This window comes from Pseudomonas sp. ARP3 (assembly GCF_001029595.1).
GTDB lineage: Bacteria > Pseudomonadota > Gammaproteobacteria > Pseudomonadales > Pseudomonadaceae > Aquipseudomonas > Aquipseudomonas rhodesiae.
In genome coordinates this window covers 100,727-120,906 of record NZ_LEKF01000015.1, presented here as the reverse complement: position 1 = coordinate 120,906, position 20,180 = coordinate 100,727, and the positions used below count along the sequence as shown (strand labels likewise).

Genomic DNA, 20,180 nt, shown 5'->3' with positions numbered 1-20,180 from the left:
GCTTTAACCGGGCAGGTCGTGCAACTGGCAGTAATCGGCCCAACTCATGCCCGCCATCTGCGCCACTTCCTTGTGCACTTCCAGGCGCTGGGCTTCGAACGCTTCAGGAGAGTCACTGGTGAGCTTGAGCGTCAGCTCCCAAGCAAACAGGCCCAGGCGCTCGGCTTCGGCTTCGAAGGCCTCGTGCAAACGTTCGGCGCGGTATTCGGCCAGGGTTTCACCCCTGGCCCGGGCGGCCAGAGGGTTCAAAGCATCCAGTTCAGCGACCAACGTCGGGTGCGCTGCCTGAAAGCGTTCGAGGGCTAGTCGGTGACTATCGCCGGGGCCGGATTCAAGCACGGGAGCCTGCCTCCAGATGCGTCTTTCTGCGTCGGGCGCGTTTGCGCAAGTGGCGGTTCACCCGAGATTGCAGTGGATCGAGGATAAAGAACAGCAAGTAAGCTGTCAGTACCAGCGTCAGGTCAATCCAGGTTCCGCCAATGGGGCCCGAAACCTCTTCGATCACATCTTTGATCAAAAACAGCAGCGCTACACCGCTTAACCACAGCGCTGCGTTAAGCAGCAGTGGGCGCATCGCATTCGACAACTTATGTTGCATTTCGAGCTTACCTCCTTGGTACCTGATACCACTCAGGCGCTGTTTCCCTGAATGGGCACCTCAGCCTGAGACCTCACCGGGCTGCCCATAACGCTTCAAAAGCCGGCAATAGTACCCGTTCAAGAGAGATTAGGAATTTTAGCTGTTCCGAAAGTTCAATAAATCGTCAGCGAAAACTTACCGATGCTGCGACAGCCAGCCAATAAAATTGCATGCCCATCCTTCAAATCTCTTTCGCTCCCGATGCCAGGACGTGTAGCGTTAGCCCGTGTTTCCGGGGCCCTGCCTTAAAGGGCGTATGCGATGGGCAGAGGGATGGGTCATGGTGCAAACGCTCTCCAAACTTTTCTTCACCCAGCGCCTGGCCGCATTGGCCAGCACTGAGTCATTGCGGGCGATCCGCGAAGGGTTGTTGTGGATTCTGCCCTGCCTGCTGGTGTCGGCCGGTTTCCTGATTCTGTCCGAATTCGCGCGGGTGCTGGGGTTCGAGCCTTCGGTGGTGGCGTTCCTCGCTGGGCTGCATAACCAGATCAGCTCGGTCATCCCGCTGCTTGTGGCAGCGTCCATTGGTTACATGTTGGCAATTCAGCATCGCCTACCGCAGTTGCCGGTTGCCTTTCTGTGCCTGGCTCATGTGGTGGTGGCGACGTTCATTCTGCGTGACTACCCGCGAGCCTCGGCGACCTTTGTGTTGTTTATCGCCATCGCCTCGCCGCTGCTAAACGTGCCGGCGATGGCATGGCTGCACCGTTATCGTTGGACTCGGCTGGTCAATGAGGAACTGGTAGGGCACAACCTGCGCGGCACCATCAATATGGTGGTACCCGGCGCCATCACCGCTCTGGTTCTGGTGATAGTGCTGTCTCTGCTGCTACAGGTGCCTTATGTGGCGCAGTTGCAGGGGCCGCAGGTGCTGGATGCGCTGCAGTCGCCTTACGGCAGCGGCTTGTTTGTGACGTTGATGAACTCGCTGCTGTGGTTCTTCGGGATTCACGGCGTGTACGCCATGCAGCCGCTGTTTGATGTGCTGGATCAGGCCGTGGTGCTCAATGGCACGGCACTGGCGGCCGGCGAGCCGATCAAGTACCTGTTGAACAGCGGTCTGCTCGGCAGTTTTGCGTTTATCGGTGGGTCTGGCAGTGCGTTGTGCCTATTGCTGGCGATTCTGCTGTTTTCCAAGAGTCAGTCCATGCGCCTGGTGGCGGTGGCGAGTTTGCCGTTGTCGCTGTTCAACGTCAGCGAGGTACTGTTGTTCGGCTTGCCGATCATCCTCAATCCGCGGCTGTTCATGCCCTTTCTGTTAGTACCTGCCTTGAACGCGATGCTGGCTCTGGGGGTGGTGCATATGGGCTGGGTGTCGCCGGCGGTAGCCAGCGTGCCGTTCACCTCGCCGGTGCTGCTCAATGCTTATCTGAGCACCCATGGCGACCTGGCGGCGGTCGGGTTGCAGGTGGCGTTGCTGGGTCTGGGCACGCTGGTTTATGCGCCGTATGTACGGGCCATGTATCGCCAGGCCAGTGAAGGCGGCACGGTGTACCTCAAGTCTCTGGACATGACCTTCCGTGGCCTGGAGGAAAAAGGCCGGCTGCGCGAGCTCGACCCGGTGTTGACCTCCCACAAAACCCTGGCGCGCCAAGCCAATGAGCTGAGCCGCATCCAGCAGATCAGCGACTATGATTTTTATCTGGAATTCCAACCCCAAGTCTCGACCCTCACCGGCCTGTGCACCGGTTGCGAAGCCTTGATGCGTGCCCGCGATGGCCAGGGCACGGTGCATTCGCCCTGGGAATTTCTGCAGTGGCTGGCTCAGGCGCAGTTGATGCCGGACGTGGATATGTGGGTAGCGTCCCAAGCCGTGCGCCAATACCAGCAGTGGCAAAAGCTCGGATTCACGCTGCCCATGACTATCAATATCTCCAGTGCGACCTTGACCGATGCCGCCTACGGCGAACGCCTGGTCGGTATTCTGGCCCAGGCTCACGGGTTGGTTTCCGTGGAAATCACCGAAGACGCCCTGGTCAGCGATATCCAGGCCACCCGCCAGACCATTCAGAAACTCCAGGCGATTGGCGCCAAGGTGTACATCGATGATTTTGGCACCGGGTTTTCGGCCCTTAGTTATCTGCACCAGTTTCCAGTGGACTTCATCAAGATCGACCGCAGTTTCGTAGTCGCCCAGCACGACCCCAAGGGCGCCCAGGTCCTGACGGGCATGCTGCGGTTCTGTGAAGCGCTGAACCTGGGCGTGGTGGTCGAAGGCGTCGAGACCGCCGAGCAACTGGCCTTCCTGAACACCGGCAGCGAGCTGTTTATCCAGGGCTGGTATTTCAGCAAGGCGCTGCCGGGCGATCAATTGCAGCGCTTTGTGCGCGAGCGTGCGGCGCTGGCGCAGACCTAGGCGGATTCGTAGCGGCGTCGGGTTTGTTCGATATCCTCGACCAACGCGTCGATACCGGCCAGATGCGCGCGGTTGTCGTGATCCCATGGGTGAAAGCCCGGTTTGAAGTAATGCAGCCACGGCACCAGCATGCGCGGGAATACACCTTTGGGACCGTACAGAAACTTGAGCATGCGCCAGAACCCTTTGAAAAAGCCTCCTGCCTTGCGGTCGGCCACCAGCAAGCGCACATGAAAATCCAGCACCACCAGCCAGAACAACAGCGTGGTGGTCAACATGGTCCCGGTGCGCAGCAGGTAGCGCGCGGGCCCAGGCTTGATCACCGTATTCCACACGTCAAACGCCACCGCTTTGTGCTCGGTTTCTTCCAGGGCGTGCCAGTACCACATTTGTTGGTAGCCCTTAAGTGAGTGGCCGAAGCGCGACGGGTCGCTGAGCAGGATCTCGGCCAGCATGGCGGTGTAGTGCTCCAGAGCGATGGTCACGGCCAGGTTGAAAGCCGGCGGCAGGTGTTTTTTCTGCCAGTCGAGGATGAATTTCAAGCGCCGGTCGAGGGTATGCGCCGGCAGGCCCGCCGCTTGCAGCAGATCGTTATAGGCCACATGTTCGCGGCTGTGCATGGCTTCCTGGCCGATAAAGCCCTGGATTTCCTTTTTCAACAGCGGGTCGTCGATGCGCTGACGGTAGTGGCGCACGCTGTCCATAAAAAACAGCTCACCCTGGGGAAACAGCAGCGACAGGGCGTTGAAGAAGTGCGTAACGAACGGACCTTGCGCGTGCCAGTCCTTGATGCGCTCGGCGGGTAGGGCAAAACGGACATCGCGACGGATGGGTAGCATGGGCTGTGCTCCTGTTCAGAGACGGGACTCGTCATTGGTTTCGAACACCGGCGTGCGCGGCTTGGGGGCCATGCGCTTGCTGGCGAACACCACCAGCGCCTGATAGGCCGCCGGCAGGCAGCGGGCGAGCAGGTCGAGGGCGTAGGCGTCGCGGCCGATCAACACGCGACGCTTGTTTTTGCGCACGCCGTGCAGGATCACTTTGGCGGCCTGGTCGGCATCAGTGATAAACAGTTTTTCGAAGTCGGCGCGGGCCTGTTGCTCGCTGTGGATCAGAAAGCCGGTCATATTTGCGTCGATGCGGCTACTGCGACAGATATCGGTGCGGATGCCGCCGGGGTGGACACAGGTGGCCGACACGCCGCAGCGTTGCAGATCGAGTTCCTGGCGCAGCGCCTCGGTAAAACCGCGCACGGCGAACTTGGTGGCGTTGTAGCCACTCATGCCGGGTTGGGCAAACAGCCCGAATACGCTGGAGGTGTTGATCACATGCCCCTCGCCACTGGCCTTGAGATGCGGCAGGAACGCCTTGGTGCCGTGGACCACGCCCCAGAAATTGATGCCAACGATCCACTCCAGGTCCGCGTAGTCCACGCCTTCCACGGTGCTCGACAGCGCCACGCCAGCATTGTTGAACACCAGATTGACCTGGCCATGTTCGTCCACGCAGCGCGCGGCCCAGTCCTCCACGGCCTGGCGGTCGGCCACATCAAGCACCTGGGTGGTAACCCGCACTGGCGACAGGGTGGAGGTCTTGATCAATTCCTGGGTGTGCTCCAAGCCTTGAGCGTTTTTATCCGCCAGCGCCAGGTGGCAACCTTCGCGAGCCAAGGCCAGGGCCAAGGCGCGCCCCATGCCGGACGCGGCGCCGGTAATGGCCGCCACGCGACCGTTGAATGACTTCATGACAGGCTCCCTTCGATATTGGCGTGGGCCACCGCGACTGTGCGCGGCGTGGCGTTGGCCGTCGTCACGCCCGCTACATAGTCCTTGAGCGCGAACTGGCGGGTGACCTGCTTGAAGCGCCAGGTCGAGCCAGGCCAGAGCGTGGTGTTTTTGCCGGTGCGCGGGTCCAGGTACCAGCTCTGGCAACCGCCGGTGTTCCAGATGGTGCGCTTGAGTTTGTCCTGCAGATGGGTGTTATAGGCCTGTTCCACCGACGGTTTGACCTCCACTGTGGCAATGCGCTGGCGTTGCATCTGCTTGAGCGCGTCGAGGATGTAGGCCACTTGGGCCTCGATCATCAGGATCATCGAGTTGTGCCCCAACCCGGTGTTGGGCCCGATGATCAGGAACAGATTCGGGTAGCCCGGCACCGTGGTGCCTTTATAGGCATGGGCGCCGTCGCGCCAGGTGTCCATCAGGTCCACGCCGTCGCGGCCAATGATGCAGCCACGGGGCAGGGGGTCGCTGGCTTGGAAACCGGTGCCGAAGATCAAGCAATCGGCCGGGTGCTTGATGCCGTCGGCGGTGATCACCCCGTCCGGCTCGATGCGCTGCACGGCCTCGGTCACCACCTCCACATTGCTGCGCGACAAGGTCGGGTAATAGTCGTTGGAGATCAGCACGCGCTTGCAGCCGATGGTGTAGTTCGGGGTGAGGGTTTTGCGCAGGGAAGGGCGCGCCACTTGTTTATGCAGATGGCGCAGGGCGATGCGTTGCACCGTCTTCATCAGCCGCGGGTGCAGCGCAAAGCCCACCACGCGGCCTTCCAACGCCCAGTAAAACGCGCCGCGCACCAGGCGCTGGGTGAAGGGCAGGTGCTTGAACAGCCAGCGTTCGAACGGCGAGATCGCCCGGTCGGGCTTGGGCATGATCCACGGCGGCGTGCGTTGGAACAGGTCGAGGTGGGCCACCTGCGCAGCGATCTGCGGTACGAATTGAATCGCACTGGCGCCGGTGCCGATCACGGCCACGCGCTTGCCTTTCAACGCGTATTCATGGTCCCACTGCTGGGAGTGGAAGCGCTTGCCCTTGAAGCTGTCCAGGCCCGGAATATCCGGCAGCGCCGGACGCGACAGGCCGCCCATCCCGGATACCAACACCCTTGCGCTCACCTGGCGGCCATTGCTGAAACTCAAATGCCAGCGTTGCTGTGCTTCGTCGAATACCGCACGGGTCAGCCCCATGCCGAAGCGCAGGTAAGGCGCCAGCTCGAAGCGCGCGGCGCATTGCTCCAGATAAGCGCGGATTTCCGCCTGCGGCGCGAACTGCCGCGTCCAGTTCGGGTTGGGCGCAAACGAAAACGAATAAACATGGGACTGCACATCGCAGGCACAACCGGGGTAGTGGTTGTCGCGCCAGGTGCCGCCGAGGCTGTCGGCCTGTTCGGCGACGAAGAAGTCGCGAACCCCGGCTTCCTTGAGTTTGATGGCCATGCACAGGCCGGCAAAGCCTGAACCGATGATGGCGATGTCGATCGAGTCACTGTGGGCATTCATAGGCTGTCCTTGGTGGGCATCGCAGGTGCTCCTGTTTTTGTTTTGTCGTGTGGAGAGAACGCCATTGCAAAGGAAAATTTAATTAATTATTTTAAAAAAGATTTTAAATAATCTACCTGAAAATATCGCCTACGCTAGGTCCTTGTCTCAAATGTGCGATTTGTCCGACGGACGCGCACGCTGTGCATGAGGTTCGGGTCCAGGGTGTGGACGGTGGCCGAAGCCCGACCAATTCCGGTGGGGTGCGCGGCGGCAGGGAATGCAGAGGACCGAGCGCATGACGATGGAATGGGTGGTGGCTGCGGGTGTGGGAGCGTGTGTGCTGGCCTGGGGCTTTAGCGCCTGGATGACGCGGCGCATTGAAGCGGCGGTGCCGCGCGACGGGCATGTTGTCGAGGTCGACGGCGAACGCTTCCACTATAGGGACGAGGGCAAAGGCCCGCCGCTGGTAATGATTCACGGGCTGATGGGCAGCAGTCGCAACCTCACCTACGCCTTGTCCGCGCAGTTGCGCGAGCACTTTCGGGTGATCACCCTTGATCGTCCGGGCTCGGGTTATTCCACGCGCCACGCAGGCACCGCAGCCGACTTGCCGGGGCAGGCGCGGCAGATTGCCAGGTTTATGCAGACCCTGGGCTTGGACAAACCTCTGGTGCTGGGGCACTCACTGGGCGGTGCGATTTCGCTGGCGCTGGCCCTGGATCATCCTGAGACGGTAGCGGGCCTTGTGCTGGTGGCGCCGCTGACTCATCCCCAACCGACTTTGCCGCTGGTGTTCTGGTCACTGGCGGTACGTCCCGGTTGGCTGCGCCGCTGGGTCGCCCACACGCTGACAGTGCCCATTGGCCTGTTGACCCGCCGCACGGTGGTCAAGGGCGTCTTCGCGCCGGACCCCGCCCCAGACGATTTCGCCACCCGCGGCGGGGGGTTGCTGGGCATGCGCCCGAACAACTTCTATGCCGCCTCCAGTGAAATTGCCCTGGTCAACGATGACCTGCCGCAGATGGTCAAGCGCTACACGAGCCTGACCTTGCCCATTGGCCTGATCTACGGTGCCCAGGACCGCGTGCTGGACTTTCGCAAGCACGGTCAGGCCCTCGCCGACGCGGTGCCGGGCCTGAAACTGCAACTGGTGGAGGGGCGCGGCCATATGCTGCCGATTACCGCCACGGCGCGGGTGGTGGAGCTGGTGCAGCAGGTGGCCAAGCGTGCGCGGCCGCTGCAAAACGTCGCGCCTCTACCCCCGCCCGTTGCGCTGGCGAATAAATAATCGTGAGGTGGGTCGTGGCCGAGGGCGAGGCAAAAGGTTGTTTTAGAGACCTGACTGCAGAGCAGAAAAACAGACTGCGCAGTCACGTCAAAAAGCCCTCGACAAAGTAGTTGACGACCTAACGATTCCGCGCTATCTATTTAAAAAAATATTTCAATATTTATTTTGAAATGAATTTTTTGAAGTGCCTAAGAGCGAATAACAATGAAAAAAACGCCTTTTGTCGCCCGTTTATGTTCCCGCAGCCTTCTGCGCTCCCTGCACTTGCTGTGTGCCCCTCTGTCGGCGCGTGTCGCCCGGAGGCTGCCATGAACCAGACCCTTACAGCACCGACCGTATGGGCCGACGGTAAACGCCACCTGTGGTGGCTGGGCATCATGCCCCTGGCCACACCGCTGTTGTCCGGGGCATTGGCGATCAGCACCGGTATCCAGCAACTGTGGTGGGTCGGGGTGTTGGTGATCTTCGGCCTGATCCCGCTGATCGACGGCCTGCTCGGCGAAGACGTCAGCAACCCGCCGGAATCCGCCGTCGGCCACCTCGAATCCCAACGCTATTACCGCTGGATCGTCTACACCGGCGTGCTGTTCGTCATCGCCTCGGTGGTGATCACCGGCTGGCTCGCTGCGGGCGGTATCGCCTGGATCATCGACGGCGGGCTGATTCGGGCCACCGCCCATCTCGACCCGGGTAACTGGATGTCCCAGCTGGCCACTTACGTCACCGCCCGCACGCAATTGCATGGCGAACCGAGCTGGTTCACTTACCTGGGCATGGCCATGTCGACCGGCGCCGCCACCGGCATTGCGATCAACACCGCCCATGAGCTGGGGCACAAACCCAAACCCCTGGAAGTGTTCCTGGCCAAGGTCACCCTGGCGCCGACCTTTTACGGGCACTTTTACACCGAACACAACCGTGGCCATCACGTCCGCGTGGCCACCCCGGAAGACCCGGCCAGCTCGCGTCTGGGCGAGAGTTTCTGGGCCTTCCTGCCGCGCTCGGTGTGGTTCAGCGCACGTTCGGCCTGGAACCTGGAGCGTGAACGCCTGCGCAAACTGGGCCTGCCGGCCTGGCACTGGAAAAACGGCGTGCTCAGTGCCTGGATGTACAGCGTGGTGCTGTGGGGCGCGATGATCGCTTGGCTGGGTGCCGCAGTGATTCCATTTCTGATTATTCAGGGCATCTACGGATTCTCGCTGCTGGAAGTGGTGAACTATGTCGAACACTACGGCCTTAAACGTCAGAAGTTGCCCAACGGTCGTTATGAGCGCTGCTCGCCACGGCACTCCTGGAACAGCAATCGGATTGTCACCAACATCTTTCTGTTCCAGTTGCAGCGCCATTCCGACCACCATGCCAACCCCACGCGCAGTTATCAGTCGCTGCGTCATTTCGATGAGTCGCCGCAACTTCCCTACGGTTATGCGAGCATGATTGTCTGGGCTTATGTGCCGTACTTGTGGCGCCGACGCATGGACCATCGGGTACTTAAGCATTATGCCGGGGATATCACCCTGACCAATCTGCAGCCGTCACAGCGTTTGAAATACCTGGAAAAGTACGGGAATAACGCGACCCCGTTCTAATGTAATTAAAGCGAGCGTTAACGGCGCCAGATATATCCAGCGTGGGGGTTTTGTCGCCCTCGATTTACCGCTCAAGTCGTCAGCAAGTTGTGTTTGACCCGAACAAAAACAATTAAAGGGAAGGACGTCTACCATGCAAGCACCTGCCAAATTCACTGCCCATGTTGTACTGGCTGCGTTGGGCCTGATCGCCTATCACCAGGCCCAGGCTGCCCGTATCGAACCGGCCGGCAGCGCCTTTACGGCCCAGGGGCCGATCAGTTTTTCCAAGGGCGCGCTGATCAGCGCCGATTGCACCATCAAAGTGGCGGGGAAAGTGGCGGCCGATGGTTCATCGGTCAATGTCGATAAAGTTGAATTCGACGGCGGCCTCAAGTGCAGCCGGGTCGAAGCGATTAACTTGCCGTGGGTATTGGTGGCTAAAGACAGTCGTAGTGGGTCCATGTCGAAAATCAGTGTCGACGTACATGCTTTCGGCCTGGGCGGTAAGTGCGGTCCTTCCACCGCCGACGGCACCTGGGATAACGCCACCGGCAAGTTGGAAGCGGCCAATGTGCCGATTGGCGAAGACTGCAAGATTAAAACGGTGTCGATCAAGATGCCGCCTAACTTCAAGGTCGTTGAATAGCAACACACGTTAATAGCGGTAATTACATTGAGATTTGGCTGGAAAGGGAAGTTCTGCAGTTTCACCGTGACCTCTCGTTCATGGCCATTACCCCCTGGCGAAATGAATTCGCCATAACATGTGAGGAAAAACAATGAAAAGCTTGAAAACCCTCGTATCGTTGTCTGCTTTGGCTGTCTGCATGGGTGCTGCGTCGATGGCGAACGCCTATAGCATCGCTCCGGTAAATACCAGCTTCACCGCGCCAGGGACGATTTCGGTGAAATCACCTTCTTCGTTCCAGGGCACCGTTAACTGCGGTGCTACCTTCACCGGGAATGTTGACGCCACTGGCGTTGCCAAAATCACCGGTGTAGCGGTAACCGGTGGCGGGCTCTGCGCCTTGCCGAAAATCACCGGGCTGCCTTGGACCCTGTCCGCCACCGGCCCGTCGGCGGGTTCCGTGACCAACGTCGGCTACACCATCGCTGCCTCGATTCTGTACCCGGCTTCCAATTGCGGCCCGTCCACCATCGCCGTGGGTTACAGCGGCGGGGTGCTGACGGCGGCCAACCAGACCCTGAGCGGCAGCTGCACCGTCGTCAGTCTGAGCGTCACCCCAAGCCCAGCGCTGACCATCGTGCCTTGATGGTCGGCTGAGAACGAAGGGCTGATCACCCGTAAAAAAGCCGGCGCCCTTACCGGGCGCCGGTTCAAGCAGGGCCAGGCAGCAAGACGAACCGGCAGGGCCGGCTCAGAGCGATAATAATAAGGAGTGCCGCATGAATAATAAGAAACAACAGATGCAGGTTTTGCTGGGGCTGGCATTGATAGGCGGCGTGGTGATGACCGCACCTGTTCAGGCCGGCGGTTTTTCAACACCCACCTATGGCGCACCAGGCTGGGGCCGGGCCTTTGCCGGCGGTTCGCTGTTTAAAAACGATCCCAGCTCGGCGTACAACAACCCAGCGGCCATGGCCTTCGTCGACACGTAATGTGGCGCAACTCACCGTCGACTACGCGCGCATCAAGATCAAGTACAAGGGCGATGCCTTCGACTACACCGGCAACCCGACTTCCAGCACACCGTTGGACGCCAACGGTTTCCCTGACCTGGCTGCGACCACCCAGAATAACAACGACGGCGGCGAGGGCGGTTTTACCGCTTGGTTACCCACCGGCTTTATGGTCATGCCCCTTGGGGACCGGTTCGCGTTTGGCTTGAGCCAGGTCGTCCCACAAGGCATGCGTTCCACCTGGGATGAAAATTCCAAACTGCGCGACTTTGCCGTGGACACCAAAATCGAAACAGTGGGGCTCACAGGCTCCTTGTCCTTCAAGGTCAACGATCAGTTCTCCCTTGGCGGCGGGTTGATCGTGCAGCACAGCAAGGGCTTCGTCAGTCAGAACGTCGACCTGCTGTCCGCCGCCGCCGTGTCCGATTCGGTCCTGGGCGGCATCAACTTCCCATCGGATGTGGGCACCGCACTGATGCGGGTGAAGGTCGACAATATTTCGACTGGCTGGTTTACCGGTATCGTGTGGAAACCCACCGACCGCGACACGCTGGGCCTGAACTACCACGCCAAGATCAAGAACAAGATGACCGGCAAGTACACTGTCCGTGCCGATCAGTTCTCCAATAACCTGATGACCCAGCCGAGCCCGTTTGGCGGCACCGGTACGCTGGTCAATACCGCCTATCCAGGGCTTGAGTTGTACCCGAACGGTGCCCATGCCAGCGTGCAACTGGACATTCCCGCCACAGCGGGCCTGGACTGGGTGCATCAGTTCAATGACCGTTTCACCATGGGCGCAAGCGTCACCTGGACCGAATGGTCGTCGTTCAAGAACCTGACCCTCGAATCCGCAGGCACCACGGTTGTCTCCATTCCCTACAACTACAAGAACACCTGGATGTATTCCTTGGGCGGCGACTATCGCTTGACCGATGAACTAACCCTGCGTGCCGGTGTGGCCCTTGACCAGACACCCACCCGCAACTCGACGCGCGACCCGCGGATTCCCGACGGCGACCGTACGTTCCTGTCCTTGGGCGCCGGTTACGACGTTAAAGCCGTCAAGGGCTTGAGCCTGGACTTGGCGTATTCCCACCAGTTCGTTCAGGAGGTCAAGCTCAAGACTCAAAACGTCGATCGCCTGGGCGGCGCGCGTCTGGACGGTAAAGCCGAGTCGTCGGGTGATGTGGTGAGTGTGTCGGCCACTTACGCGTTCTGATCCTGGGCTGATCAGCGAGGGCAGTCAGCGCATCTGGCTGCCTCGTTCGACCATTTTTCAACACTTCGGCTGAGCCCGCTCAGCCGCTATTTTTTGGCCCAAGCATTAAATAAAAATTTCAAAACAAAATTTGAATTTGTGTTTCCCAGTTTGTAGTGTGGCGTTACGCCGCTGTCGCGTTTTAGCGAGCTGCGTAGCTGTCGTGCCCTGAATCGAGTAGAGGTATCCCATGGTTATCTGGTTATTGGCGGGTTTCGTAGCGGCGCTTGCCCTGGCGTATCGACAAGCGGCGGCGGCCCAGTGGTTGGGGGGCAGCCTGGTGTGGCTGGCATTCGGTTACCTGTTCTCCGTGGTTGCCGGTGTTGGCGTCACGGTCGCCGCGCTGCTGGTGGTGGCGCCTGCGCTGCTGATGACGATCAAGCCCCTGCGCCGCGCGTTGTTGACCAGCAAAGCCCTCGGCCTGTTTCGTACGATCATGCCGGCCATGTCTGATACCGAGCGCGCAGCCATCGAGTCCGGCACGGTGTGGTGGGACGCCGAACTATTCAGCGGCAAGCCCAACTGGCAGCGGCTGTTACAGGCCGCTCCGGCCAGCCTGAGTGCCGAGGAACAGGCGTTTCTCGATAACGAAGTGGAAACCCTGTGCGACATCGCCAACGATTGGGAAACCACCCAGGTCTGGCAGGACATGTCGCCCGAAGGCTGGCAGTACACCAAGAGCGCCGGGTTTCTCGGCATGATCATTCCCAAGCAATACGGCGGCAAAGGCTTCTCCCATTACGCCCATTCCCAAGTGGTGATGAAGTTGTCCACCCGTTGCTCGGCGGCGGCGATTTCGGTGATGGTGCCCAACTCCCTGGGCCCGGCCGAACTGCTGCTGCATTACGGCACCGAGGCGCAGCGCAATTACTACCTGCCGCGCCTGGCCCGTGGCGAAGACATCCCGTGCTTCGCCCTGACCAGCCCCTATGCCGGCTCCGATGCCGGGGCGATTCCCGATGTGGGCATCGTCTGCAAAGGCGTGCATGAAGGGCAGGAAGTGTTGGGCTTTCGCGTAACCTGGGACAAGCGCTACATCACCCTCGGCCCGATCGCCACGGTGCTGGGCTTGGCATTCCGCGCCGAAGACCCGGACGGCCTGCTCGGCGCGGCCGGCTCCCTGGGCATCACCTGTGCGTTGATTCCCACCGCCCACCCCGGCGTCAACAGCGGCCGGCGGCACTGGCCGCTTAACGCGGTGTTCCAGAACGGCCCGACCACCGGCAAAGACGTATTTATCCCACTGGATTGGGTGATCGGCGGCCGCGAGCAGGTTGGCAATGGCTGGCGCATGTTGATGGAATGCCTGGCCGCCGGCCGCGCGATTTCCCTGCCGTCGGCCAACGTCGGCCTGGGCAAGGTGGCGGTACGGGGCACGACGGCCTACGCCGCCATGCGTAAACAGTTCGGCCTGCCCATCGGCAAGTTCGAAGGGGTGCAGGCGCCGCTGGCGCGCATGGCCGGGCATTTGTATGCCTGCGACGCGGTGCGCAAAGTCTCGGTGGCGTCCCTGGATGCTGGTGAGAAACCCTCGGTGATCTCGGCCATCGCCAAGTACCACGTTACCGAGCGGGCGCGGATGATCGTCAACGACGGCATGGACATCGTCGCCGGCAAGGGCATCTGCATGGGCCCCAATAACTTCCTGGCCCGCGCCTATCAGCAAAGCCCCATCGCCATCACCGTGGAAGGCGCGAACATCATGACGCGCTGCCTGATTATCTTTGGCCAGGGCCTGATCCGTTGCCATCCCTATGTGTTCCGCGAGATGGAAGCGGCGCGCAACCCGGACCGGCGCCAGGCCCTGGAAGCCTTCGACAGCGCCATGTTCGGCCACGTGAGTTTTGTGCTGGCCAATACCGTACGCGCGGCGGTGCATGCACTGACCGGTGGCAAGCTGATTGCCGCACCGGCCAAGACCGAACCGGCGCTGGCGTCCTACTACCGCCAGGCCAATCGGCTGTCGGTGGTGTTGGCGTTGATCTCGGATATCTCCATGGGCGTGCTGGGCGGTGCGCTCAAACGCAAGGAAAGCCTGACCGGGCGCCTGGGGGATGTGCTGTCGCAGCTGTACATCTTGTCCTGCGTGCTTAAACGCTTTGAGGACGATGGCCGGCCCCAGGCGGACCTGCCGCTGGTGCATTGGTCGGCCCAGGACGCGTTGCTGCGCGCCCATGAAGCCCTGGCCGAAGTGCTCGACAATTACCCCTCCAAAACCGCCGCGCGTGTGGTGCGGGCCTTGAGTTTTCCCTTCGGTCTTCCCTTGCGCAAACCGTCGGACCGCCTGTTAGCCGACGTCGCCGATGCGGTGCAGACCCCCGGCGCCACCCGCGACCGCTTGCTGGCCGATTCCTACATCCCGCGCCCGGAAATCGACAAGCTGGCCTACGGCGAACTGGGTTTCCGTTTGCTGCCCCAGGTCGAGCTGATCGAAGCGCGCCTCAAGCCGGCGATCAAGCAGGGCCTGCTCGAACCGCTGCCGGTATCGACCACTGCGTTTACCGCCTGGCGCATCAAGGCCCGGGCCCTGGACTTGATCAGCGACGACGAAGACACCTTGCTCGCCCGCTACGTGGAATACGCCGATCACGGCATCCAGGTGGATGACTTCCCTCAGGACTTCGGATTGTTGGAGGCGTTGCAGCAACGCAAGCAGGCGCTGGAACCGGTCGCCAAGCGTCGTACGGCCCAGGGCGAAAACGCCTCGGTCAACTAAGAAAACCCCGGTCAATGTAGGAGGGGGCTCGCCCCCGATAGCGGTGGTTCAGCCAATGAGCCGGTGACGGCTAGATCGCTATCGGGAGCAAGCCCTTCCCGCATTGGATCGGGTTTACACGGTCAGAATGTGTTGAGAGTGATTGCTGATATGAGTGACAGCTACCTAACCTTCGTCAATTCCCCCTGGGGCCGTCGCCTGGCCCAGGTGGTGGGCTTGCCCCAGCCCTTGCCGCTGCTGCGCCATCGCAGTGGCCAGCAGGGCCTGGTCAATCCAGTGATCGTCGCCGGGGCAGGGCGCCTGACGGCCCAGGTGCAACGGATCTTCAGCGCCACCGACACGGTGGCCGCCACTGCGGCGACGCTCAAGGCGCCCTCCACGGTCAAGGTGCAGGGCGCGGTGTTCGATGCCAGCGGCGTGGCCAACCTGGAACAACTCGACGAGCTGTACGCGTTCTTCCACTGCAACGCCAAACGCCTCGGCCAGCACGCGCGGGTGGTGGTGCTCGGCACGGCGCCGGAGCACTGCGCGGACCTGCCCCAAGCCGTCGCCCAGCGCGCCCTCGAAGGTCTGGTGCGGTCCCTGGCCAAGGAACTGCGCCGGGCCATCACCGTGCAGTTGCTGTACGTAGCGCCGGGGGCTGAAGACGCGCTGGACAGCAGCCTGCGGTTTTTCCTGTCACGCCGTTCGGCCTATGTGTCGGGGCAGGTAGTGCGCGTGGAAGCTCCGGTGGACGGTTACGTCACGGTCAATTGGGATAAGCCCTTCGCCGGCCGCCGTGCGTTGGTCACCGGCGCGTCCCGTGGCATCGGCCTGGCGATCGCTCAGGTACTGGCCCGCGACGGCGCGCACGTGGTGTGCGTGGACGTGCCCCAGGCCCAGGCTGCGTTGCAACAGGCCGCCGACTCAGTGAACGGTTCGGCATTGCCGCTGGATATCACCGCGCCCGACGCCGCCTCATCGTTGCAGGCCCATGTCAGCCAGTACGGCGCCTTCGATGTGGTGGTGCATAACGCCGGGATCACCCGCGATAAAACCATCGCCAAGATGAGCGAAGCGGCGTGGCACAGCGTGCTGGCGGTCAACCTGCAAGCGCCGCTGTGCCTGAGCACTGCGTTGCTGGACGGCCAGGGCCTGAATGCCGGCGGGCGCATTGTGTGCGTGTCGTCGATTTCCGGCATCGCCGGTAACCTCGGGCAAAGCAACTACGCCACTTCCAAGGCCGGGGTGATCGGCCTGGTGCAAGGGCTGGCGCCACGGGCGGCGACCCAGCAGGTTACGGTCAATGCCGTGGCGCCGGGCTTTATCGAGACGCAGATGACTGCCCGCATCCCGTTGATGATCCGCGAAGCGGGGCGGCGCATGAATTCGCTGTCCCAGGGCGGGCAGCCGATCGACGTGGCCGAAACCATTGCCTGGCTGGCCCATCCGGCGTCGGGCGGGGTTAACGGCCAAGTGGTGCGCGTGTGCGGCCAAAGCTTGTTGGGAGCCTGAAGCCATGGACGACCTGACGCAGATCATCGACCCACCACCGTCACGCACGCGACTGCTGCTGGATGGTGTGCGCGCACTGCGCAAACCCAAGCTCGACGGCGCGCCGCAGCTGCCCAAGGCGCGCCTGGTACGCCCGGCGGTGGAGCTGTCGGCTGAGGGTATCGCCGCGTATGGCCGCGCCTGCGGTTTTCGCCGTGAGCAGGGCGTGCCGTTGACCTATCCCCATGTGCTGGCCTTTCCTTTGCACTTGATGCTGTTGACCCGCCCCAGTTTTCCGTACCCGGCCAGTGGCATGGTGCACTTGGCCAACCGTATCCGGCAGCATCAGCGCTTGCAGGAAGGCCAGGCGTTGCGGCTGGAAGTGTATGCCGAACGCTGGGTCGCGCACCCCAAGGGCCAGGCGCTGAGCATCGCCACCCGTGCCTATAGCGCTGGCGCACTGGTGTGGGAGGGCGACAGTCTGTATCTGCGCCGGGGCGTGGCCGATCCGGTCGGCGCGCCTTGGGACGAAGCGCTGGCGCTGCCTTCAGACAGTTTGGTACGCACTCAGAAGTGGCTGTTGCCGGCCGACCTGGGGCGACGGTTTGCCAAAGTCTCCGGGGACTTCAACCCGATCCACACCTCGGTGATCGGCGCCAGACTGTTCGGTTTTCGCCGCGCCATCGCCCACGGCATGTGGACCTTGGGCCGCGCGCTCGCCGCCCAGCAACCGCCGGGTGGCCTGGAGCGCGCCGAGGTGCAGTGCGAATTCAAGTTGCCGATCCTGTTGCCCGGCCAGGTTGCGCTGTGGAACTTACCCGCCAGCGGCCCGCGTCGCGCCTTCGAAGTGCGCAACGGTGCGGGCGACAAGCCCCATCTGCGCGGTCTGCTGTCCATCAATGAGAACCTTCAATGAGTCACTACAGTTTTAACCCGGCGCCGACCCGTCGCGTGGCGATCATCGGCGGCAATCGTATTCCGTTCGCCCGTTCCAACACCGTGTACGCCCACGACAGCAACCAGGATTTGCTGGTGGCGGCGCTGCAGGGCCTGGTAGACCGCTACAACCTGCACGGCCAGCGCCTGGGCGAGTTCGCCGCCGGTGCGGTGATCAAGCATTCGCGGGATTTCAACCTGGCGCGCGAGTCGTTGCTGTCTACCACGTTGTCGCCCGAAACCCCGGCCTACGATGTGCAGCAAGCCTGCGGCACGGGGCTGGAAGCGGCGTTGCTGGTGGCCAATAAAATCGCCCTTGGCCAGATCGAAGTGGGTGTCGCCGGGGGCGCCGACACCACCTCCGACGCACCCATCGGCATCAACGAGTCCCTGCGTCACACCTTGCTGGCGGCCAACCGCGCCAAGGGCTTGGGCGACAAGCTCAAGACGCTGCTCAAGGTGCGCCCATCGATGTTCTTCAAGCCGCTGCTGCCGCGCAACGGTGAGCCGCGCACCGGCCTGTCTATGGGCGAGCACTGCGAAGAAATGGCCAAGCGCTGGCAGATCAAACGCCTGGCCCAGGACGAACTGACCCTTACCAGTCACCAGCGCCTGGCAGCGGCGTACCAGCGCGGTTTCTTCGACGACCTGATCAGCCCCCATCGTGGCCTGGCCCGGGATAACAACCTGCGTGCCGACGCCAGCCTGGAAAAACTCGCCGGCTTGTCCCCCGCCTATGACCGCCAGAACGGCACGCTTACCGCCGGCAATTCCACGCCGCTCACCGATGGCGCCTCGGTGGTGCTGCTGGCCAGCGAAGCCTGGGCGGCCGAGCACGGTTGGCCGGTGCTGGCCTACCTGCGCACCGGCGAGACGGCGGCGGTGAATTTTGTCGACGGCAGTGAAGGCTTGCTGATGGCGCCGGCCTACGCGGTGCCGCGCATGTTGCAACGTGAAGGCTTGAGCTTTGCCGACTTCGATTTCTTCGAGATCCACGAAGCGTTCGCCGCCCAGGTGCTGTGTACGCTCAAAGCCTGGGAAGACCCCGACTACTGCCGCGAGCGGCTAGGCTTGGCGGCACCGCTGGGAGCAATCGAGCGGGCCAAGATGAATGTCAACGGCGGCTCCCTCGGCTGCGGTCACCCGTTTGCTGCTACCGGCGGCCGGCAGTTGGCGGCGCTGGCCAAGGCGATCCATGAACGCGGTGGCGGTCGTGGCCTGATTTCAATCTGCGCCGCCGGCGGGCTGGGCATTACCGCCATCGTCGAAAAATAGCGCTGTCAAAAACAACAACAAGGAGACTGCCATGAACGCTATCAGCCTGGAACAACGCGAACGCATCTGGTTGGACGCTTATCTGCCCGGCGTTCCGGCGGATATCGACGCCGGCATCGAAGACTACCCGTCGCTGCGTGAGGTGTTCCTGGAACACCTGGAAAAATTCCGTGAGCGTGTCGCCTACGTCAGCATCGGCACCGAAATGACCTACGCCGACTGGCAGGTACAAGGCTTTGCGTTCGCTGCCTGGCTGCAGGAACAGGGCGTGCAGCGCGGCGACCGCGTGGCGCTGATGATGCCCAATTGCTTGCAGTACCCGATCTGTTTGCTCGGCACCATCCTGGCGGGGGCGGTGGTGGTCAACGTCAACCCGTTGTACACCGCCCATGAGCTCAAACATTTGCTCAAGGACAGCGGCGCCGAAACCGTGGTGATCTTCGAAAACTTCGCCCACACCCTGGAAAAAGTCATCGAAGGCAGCAGCGTCAAACGCGTGGTAATCGCCGCCATCGGCGACCTGCTGGGCACCTTCAAGGGCGCGGCGATGAACTTCATCCTGCGCTCCGTGCAAAAGCAGGTTCCGGCCTTCAACCTGCGCGGCTCGGTGCGCTTCAATCAAGCGTTGAAACAGGGCCGGGCGCTTTACCCGCAGCCGGTGGTCATGCAACTGGATGATCTGGCGTTTCTGCAATACACCGGCGGCACCACGGGGGATGCCAAGGGCGTGATGCTCAGCCATCGCAACATCATCGCCAACCTGTTGCAGGCCAAGGCGTGGGTCGGGGACCAGTTGGATCAGGACAAGCAGGAAACCAACGTGACCTTGCTGCCGCTGTACCACATCTTTTCCCTGACGGTGAACTGCCTGATGTTTATGTGCCTGGGCGGGCGCAATATCCTGATCGCCAACCCACGGGACGTGAAGCGAGTGCAGATGATCCTGCGCAAGGAGCGCTTCAACGGCATTGCCGGGGTCAACACGCTGTTCAACGGGTTGCTGGAGAACCCGGAATTCTGCGCGCGGGACTTCTCCGATCTGCGCATGGTCATCGCCGGCGGCATGGCCACGCACACCGCAGTCGCCAAGCGCTGGAAGGAAGTCACCGGGCTGCCGATCATCGAAGGCTACGGCCTGACCGAGTGTTCGCCGGTAGTGAGCATCAGCCCCATCGATATTTCGCGCATGCGCGAGATGGAATTCACCGGCAGCATCGGCGTGCCCTTGCCTTCCACCTGGGTGCGTTTTATGCGCGAGGACGGCGAAGTCGCCGATATCGGCGAACAGGGTGAGCTGCAAGTACGCGGCCCACAGGTGATGCAGGGCTACTGGAAGCGCCCCAAGGAAACCGCCGAAGTGCTGGATGCCGAGGGCTGGCTGGCCACCGGCGATATCGGCGTGATGGACGAGCGCGGCTATATCCGCCTGGTGGATCGTAAAAAAGACATGATCCTGGTCTCGGGCTTCAACGTGTACCCCAACGAAATCGAAGACGTGGTGGCCCTGCACCCCGGCGTGGCCGAAGTGGCGGCGATTGGCGTGGAAGACGGCGTGACCGGAGAGAAGGTCAAGATTGTCGTGGTGCGCAAAGATCCGAGCCTGACCCAGGAGCAAATCCTTGCCCACTGCCGGGAATACCTGACCGGCTACAAAGTGCCGCGTTACGTGGAATTCCGCACCACCGAACTGCCCAAGACCACCGTGGGCAAGGTCCTGCGCCGCGCCTTGCGCTGATGTCAATGTATGCAACTGATCTAAAG

General features: G+C 61.7%; 15 protein-coding genes and 1 pseudogene. 11 read left to right on the top strand and 5 right to left on the bottom strand.

Annotated features, from left to right (window positions below):
• Window positions 1-3: 3 nt before the first annotated feature.
• Together ABX75_RS17820 and ABX75_RS17815 are read right to left on the bottom strand one after the other, a co-directional pair.
• On the bottom strand, window positions 4-339 hold the full coding sequence (locus ABX75_RS17820) for a DUF6388 family protein (RefSeq protein ID WP_034098284.1): 336 nt from the start codon (window positions 337-339) through the stop codon (window positions 4-6).
• Complete coding sequence (locus ABX75_RS17815; RefSeq protein ID WP_034098282.1) at window positions 332-598, bottom strand: hypothetical protein; 267 nt, start codon at window positions 596-598, stop codon at window positions 332-334. The genes ABX75_RS17820 and ABX75_RS17815 overlap by 8 nt, the downstream gene beginning before the upstream one ends.
• Before the next feature lie 322 nt (window positions 599-920).
• Here ABX75_RS17815 and ABX75_RS17810 point away from each other — a divergent pair, with 322 nt between their 5' ends.
• The gene (locus ABX75_RS17810) at window positions 921-2,996 is read left to right on the top strand and encodes a PTS sugar transporter subunit IIC/EAL domain-containing protein (RefSeq protein ID WP_047882369.1); all 2,076 of its coding nucleotides are present in this window, start codon (window positions 921-923) and stop codon (window positions 2,994-2,996) included.
• On the opposite strand, the gene ABX75_RS17805 is transcribed toward ABX75_RS17810, so the two are convergent.
• From ABX75_RS17805 to ABX75_RS17795, 3 genes are read right to left on the bottom strand one after another with little or no spacing between them, the layout of a single operon-like run.
• Window positions 2,993-3,835 carry a metal-dependent hydrolase gene (locus ABX75_RS17805; protein WP_034098278.1) on the bottom strand — a complete coding sequence of 281 codons (843 nt, stop codon included), beginning with the start codon at window positions 3,833-3,835 and terminating at the stop codon, window positions 2,993-2,995. The two genes, ABX75_RS17810 and ABX75_RS17805, sit on opposite strands and share 4 nt — an antisense overlap.
• A gap of 15 nt (window positions 3,836-3,850) precedes the next feature.
• Window positions 3,851-4,741 (bottom strand): SDR family oxidoreductase, encoded by an 891-nt coding sequence (locus ABX75_RS17800; protein ID WP_034113925.1) that lies wholly within the window; start codon window positions 4,739-4,741, stop codon window positions 3,851-3,853.
• Window positions 4,738-6,276 carry an NAD(P)/FAD-dependent oxidoreductase gene (locus ABX75_RS17795; protein ID WP_047882368.1) on the bottom strand — a complete coding sequence of 513 codons (1,539 nt, stop codon included), beginning with the start codon at window positions 6,274-6,276 and terminating at the stop codon, window positions 4,738-4,740. Before ABX75_RS17795 ends, ABX75_RS17800 begins: the two co-directional genes overlap by 4 nt.
• 277 nt (window positions 6,277-6,553) lie before the next feature.
• On the opposite strand from ABX75_RS17795, the gene ABX75_RS17790 reads away from it, so the two are divergent.
• From ABX75_RS17790 to ABX75_RS17745, 10 genes and pseudogenes are all read left to right on the top strand, one after another.
• Window positions 6,554-7,546: an alpha/beta fold hydrolase gene (locus ABX75_RS17790; protein ID WP_034113923.1), complete on the top strand. Its 993-nt coding sequence runs from the start codon at window positions 6,554-6,556 to the stop codon at window positions 7,544-7,546.
• Window positions 7,547-7,854: 308 nt separating this feature from the next.
• A complete protein-coding gene (locus ABX75_RS17785; RefSeq protein WP_034098271.1) occupies window positions 7,855-9,135 on the top strand; it encodes an alkane 1-monooxygenase in 1,281 nt (426 codons plus the stop codon).
• 133 nt (window positions 9,136-9,268) lie between these two features.
• Window positions 9,269-9,763, top strand: coding sequence for an alkane oxidation protein activator PraA (praA, locus tag ABX75_RS17780; protein ID WP_034098269.1), 495 nt, complete (start codon window positions 9,269-9,271; stop codon window positions 9,761-9,763).
• 133 nt (window positions 9,764-9,896) lie between these two features.
• Window positions 9,897-10,391 (top strand): alkane oxidation protein activator PraB, encoded by a 495-nt coding sequence (gene praB / locus ABX75_RS17775; protein WP_034098267.1) that lies wholly within the window; start codon window positions 9,897-9,899, stop codon window positions 10,389-10,391.
• 133 nt (window positions 10,392-10,524) lie between these two features.
• Window positions 10,525-11,980: pseudogene (locus ABX75_RS17770) on the top strand (outer membrane protein transport protein).
• A 229-nt stretch (window positions 11,981-12,209) separates the two neighbouring features.
• Window positions 12,210-14,735: an acyl-CoA dehydrogenase gene (locus tag ABX75_RS17765; RefSeq protein WP_034098262.1), complete on the top strand. Its 2,526-nt coding sequence runs from the start codon at window positions 12,210-12,212 to the stop codon at window positions 14,733-14,735.
• A gap of 150 nt (window positions 14,736-14,885) precedes the next feature.
• On the top strand, window positions 14,886-16,229 hold the full coding sequence (locus ABX75_RS17760) for a 3-oxoacyl-ACP reductase (protein WP_047882367.1): 1,344 nt from the start codon (window positions 14,886-14,888) through the stop codon (window positions 16,227-16,229).
• 4 nt (window positions 16,230-16,233) lie between these two features.
• The gene (locus ABX75_RS17755) at window positions 16,234-17,124 is read left to right on the top strand and encodes a MaoC/PaaZ C-terminal domain-containing protein (protein ID WP_047882366.1); all 891 of its coding nucleotides are present in this window, start codon (window positions 16,234-16,236) and stop codon (window positions 17,122-17,124) included.
• Window positions 17,121-18,419: an acetyl-CoA C-acetyltransferase gene (locus ABX75_RS17750; protein WP_034098256.1), complete on the top strand. Its 1,299-nt coding sequence runs from the start codon at window positions 17,121-17,123 to the stop codon at window positions 18,417-18,419. Before ABX75_RS17755 ends, ABX75_RS17750 begins: the two co-directional genes overlap by 4 nt.
• 31 nt (window positions 18,420-18,450) lie before the next feature.
• Window positions 18,451-20,154, top strand: coding sequence for an AMP-binding protein (locus ABX75_RS17745; protein ID WP_034098254.1), 1,704 nt, complete (start codon window positions 18,451-18,453; stop codon window positions 20,152-20,154).
• The last annotated feature ends 26 nt before the right edge of the window (window positions 20,155-20,180 follow it).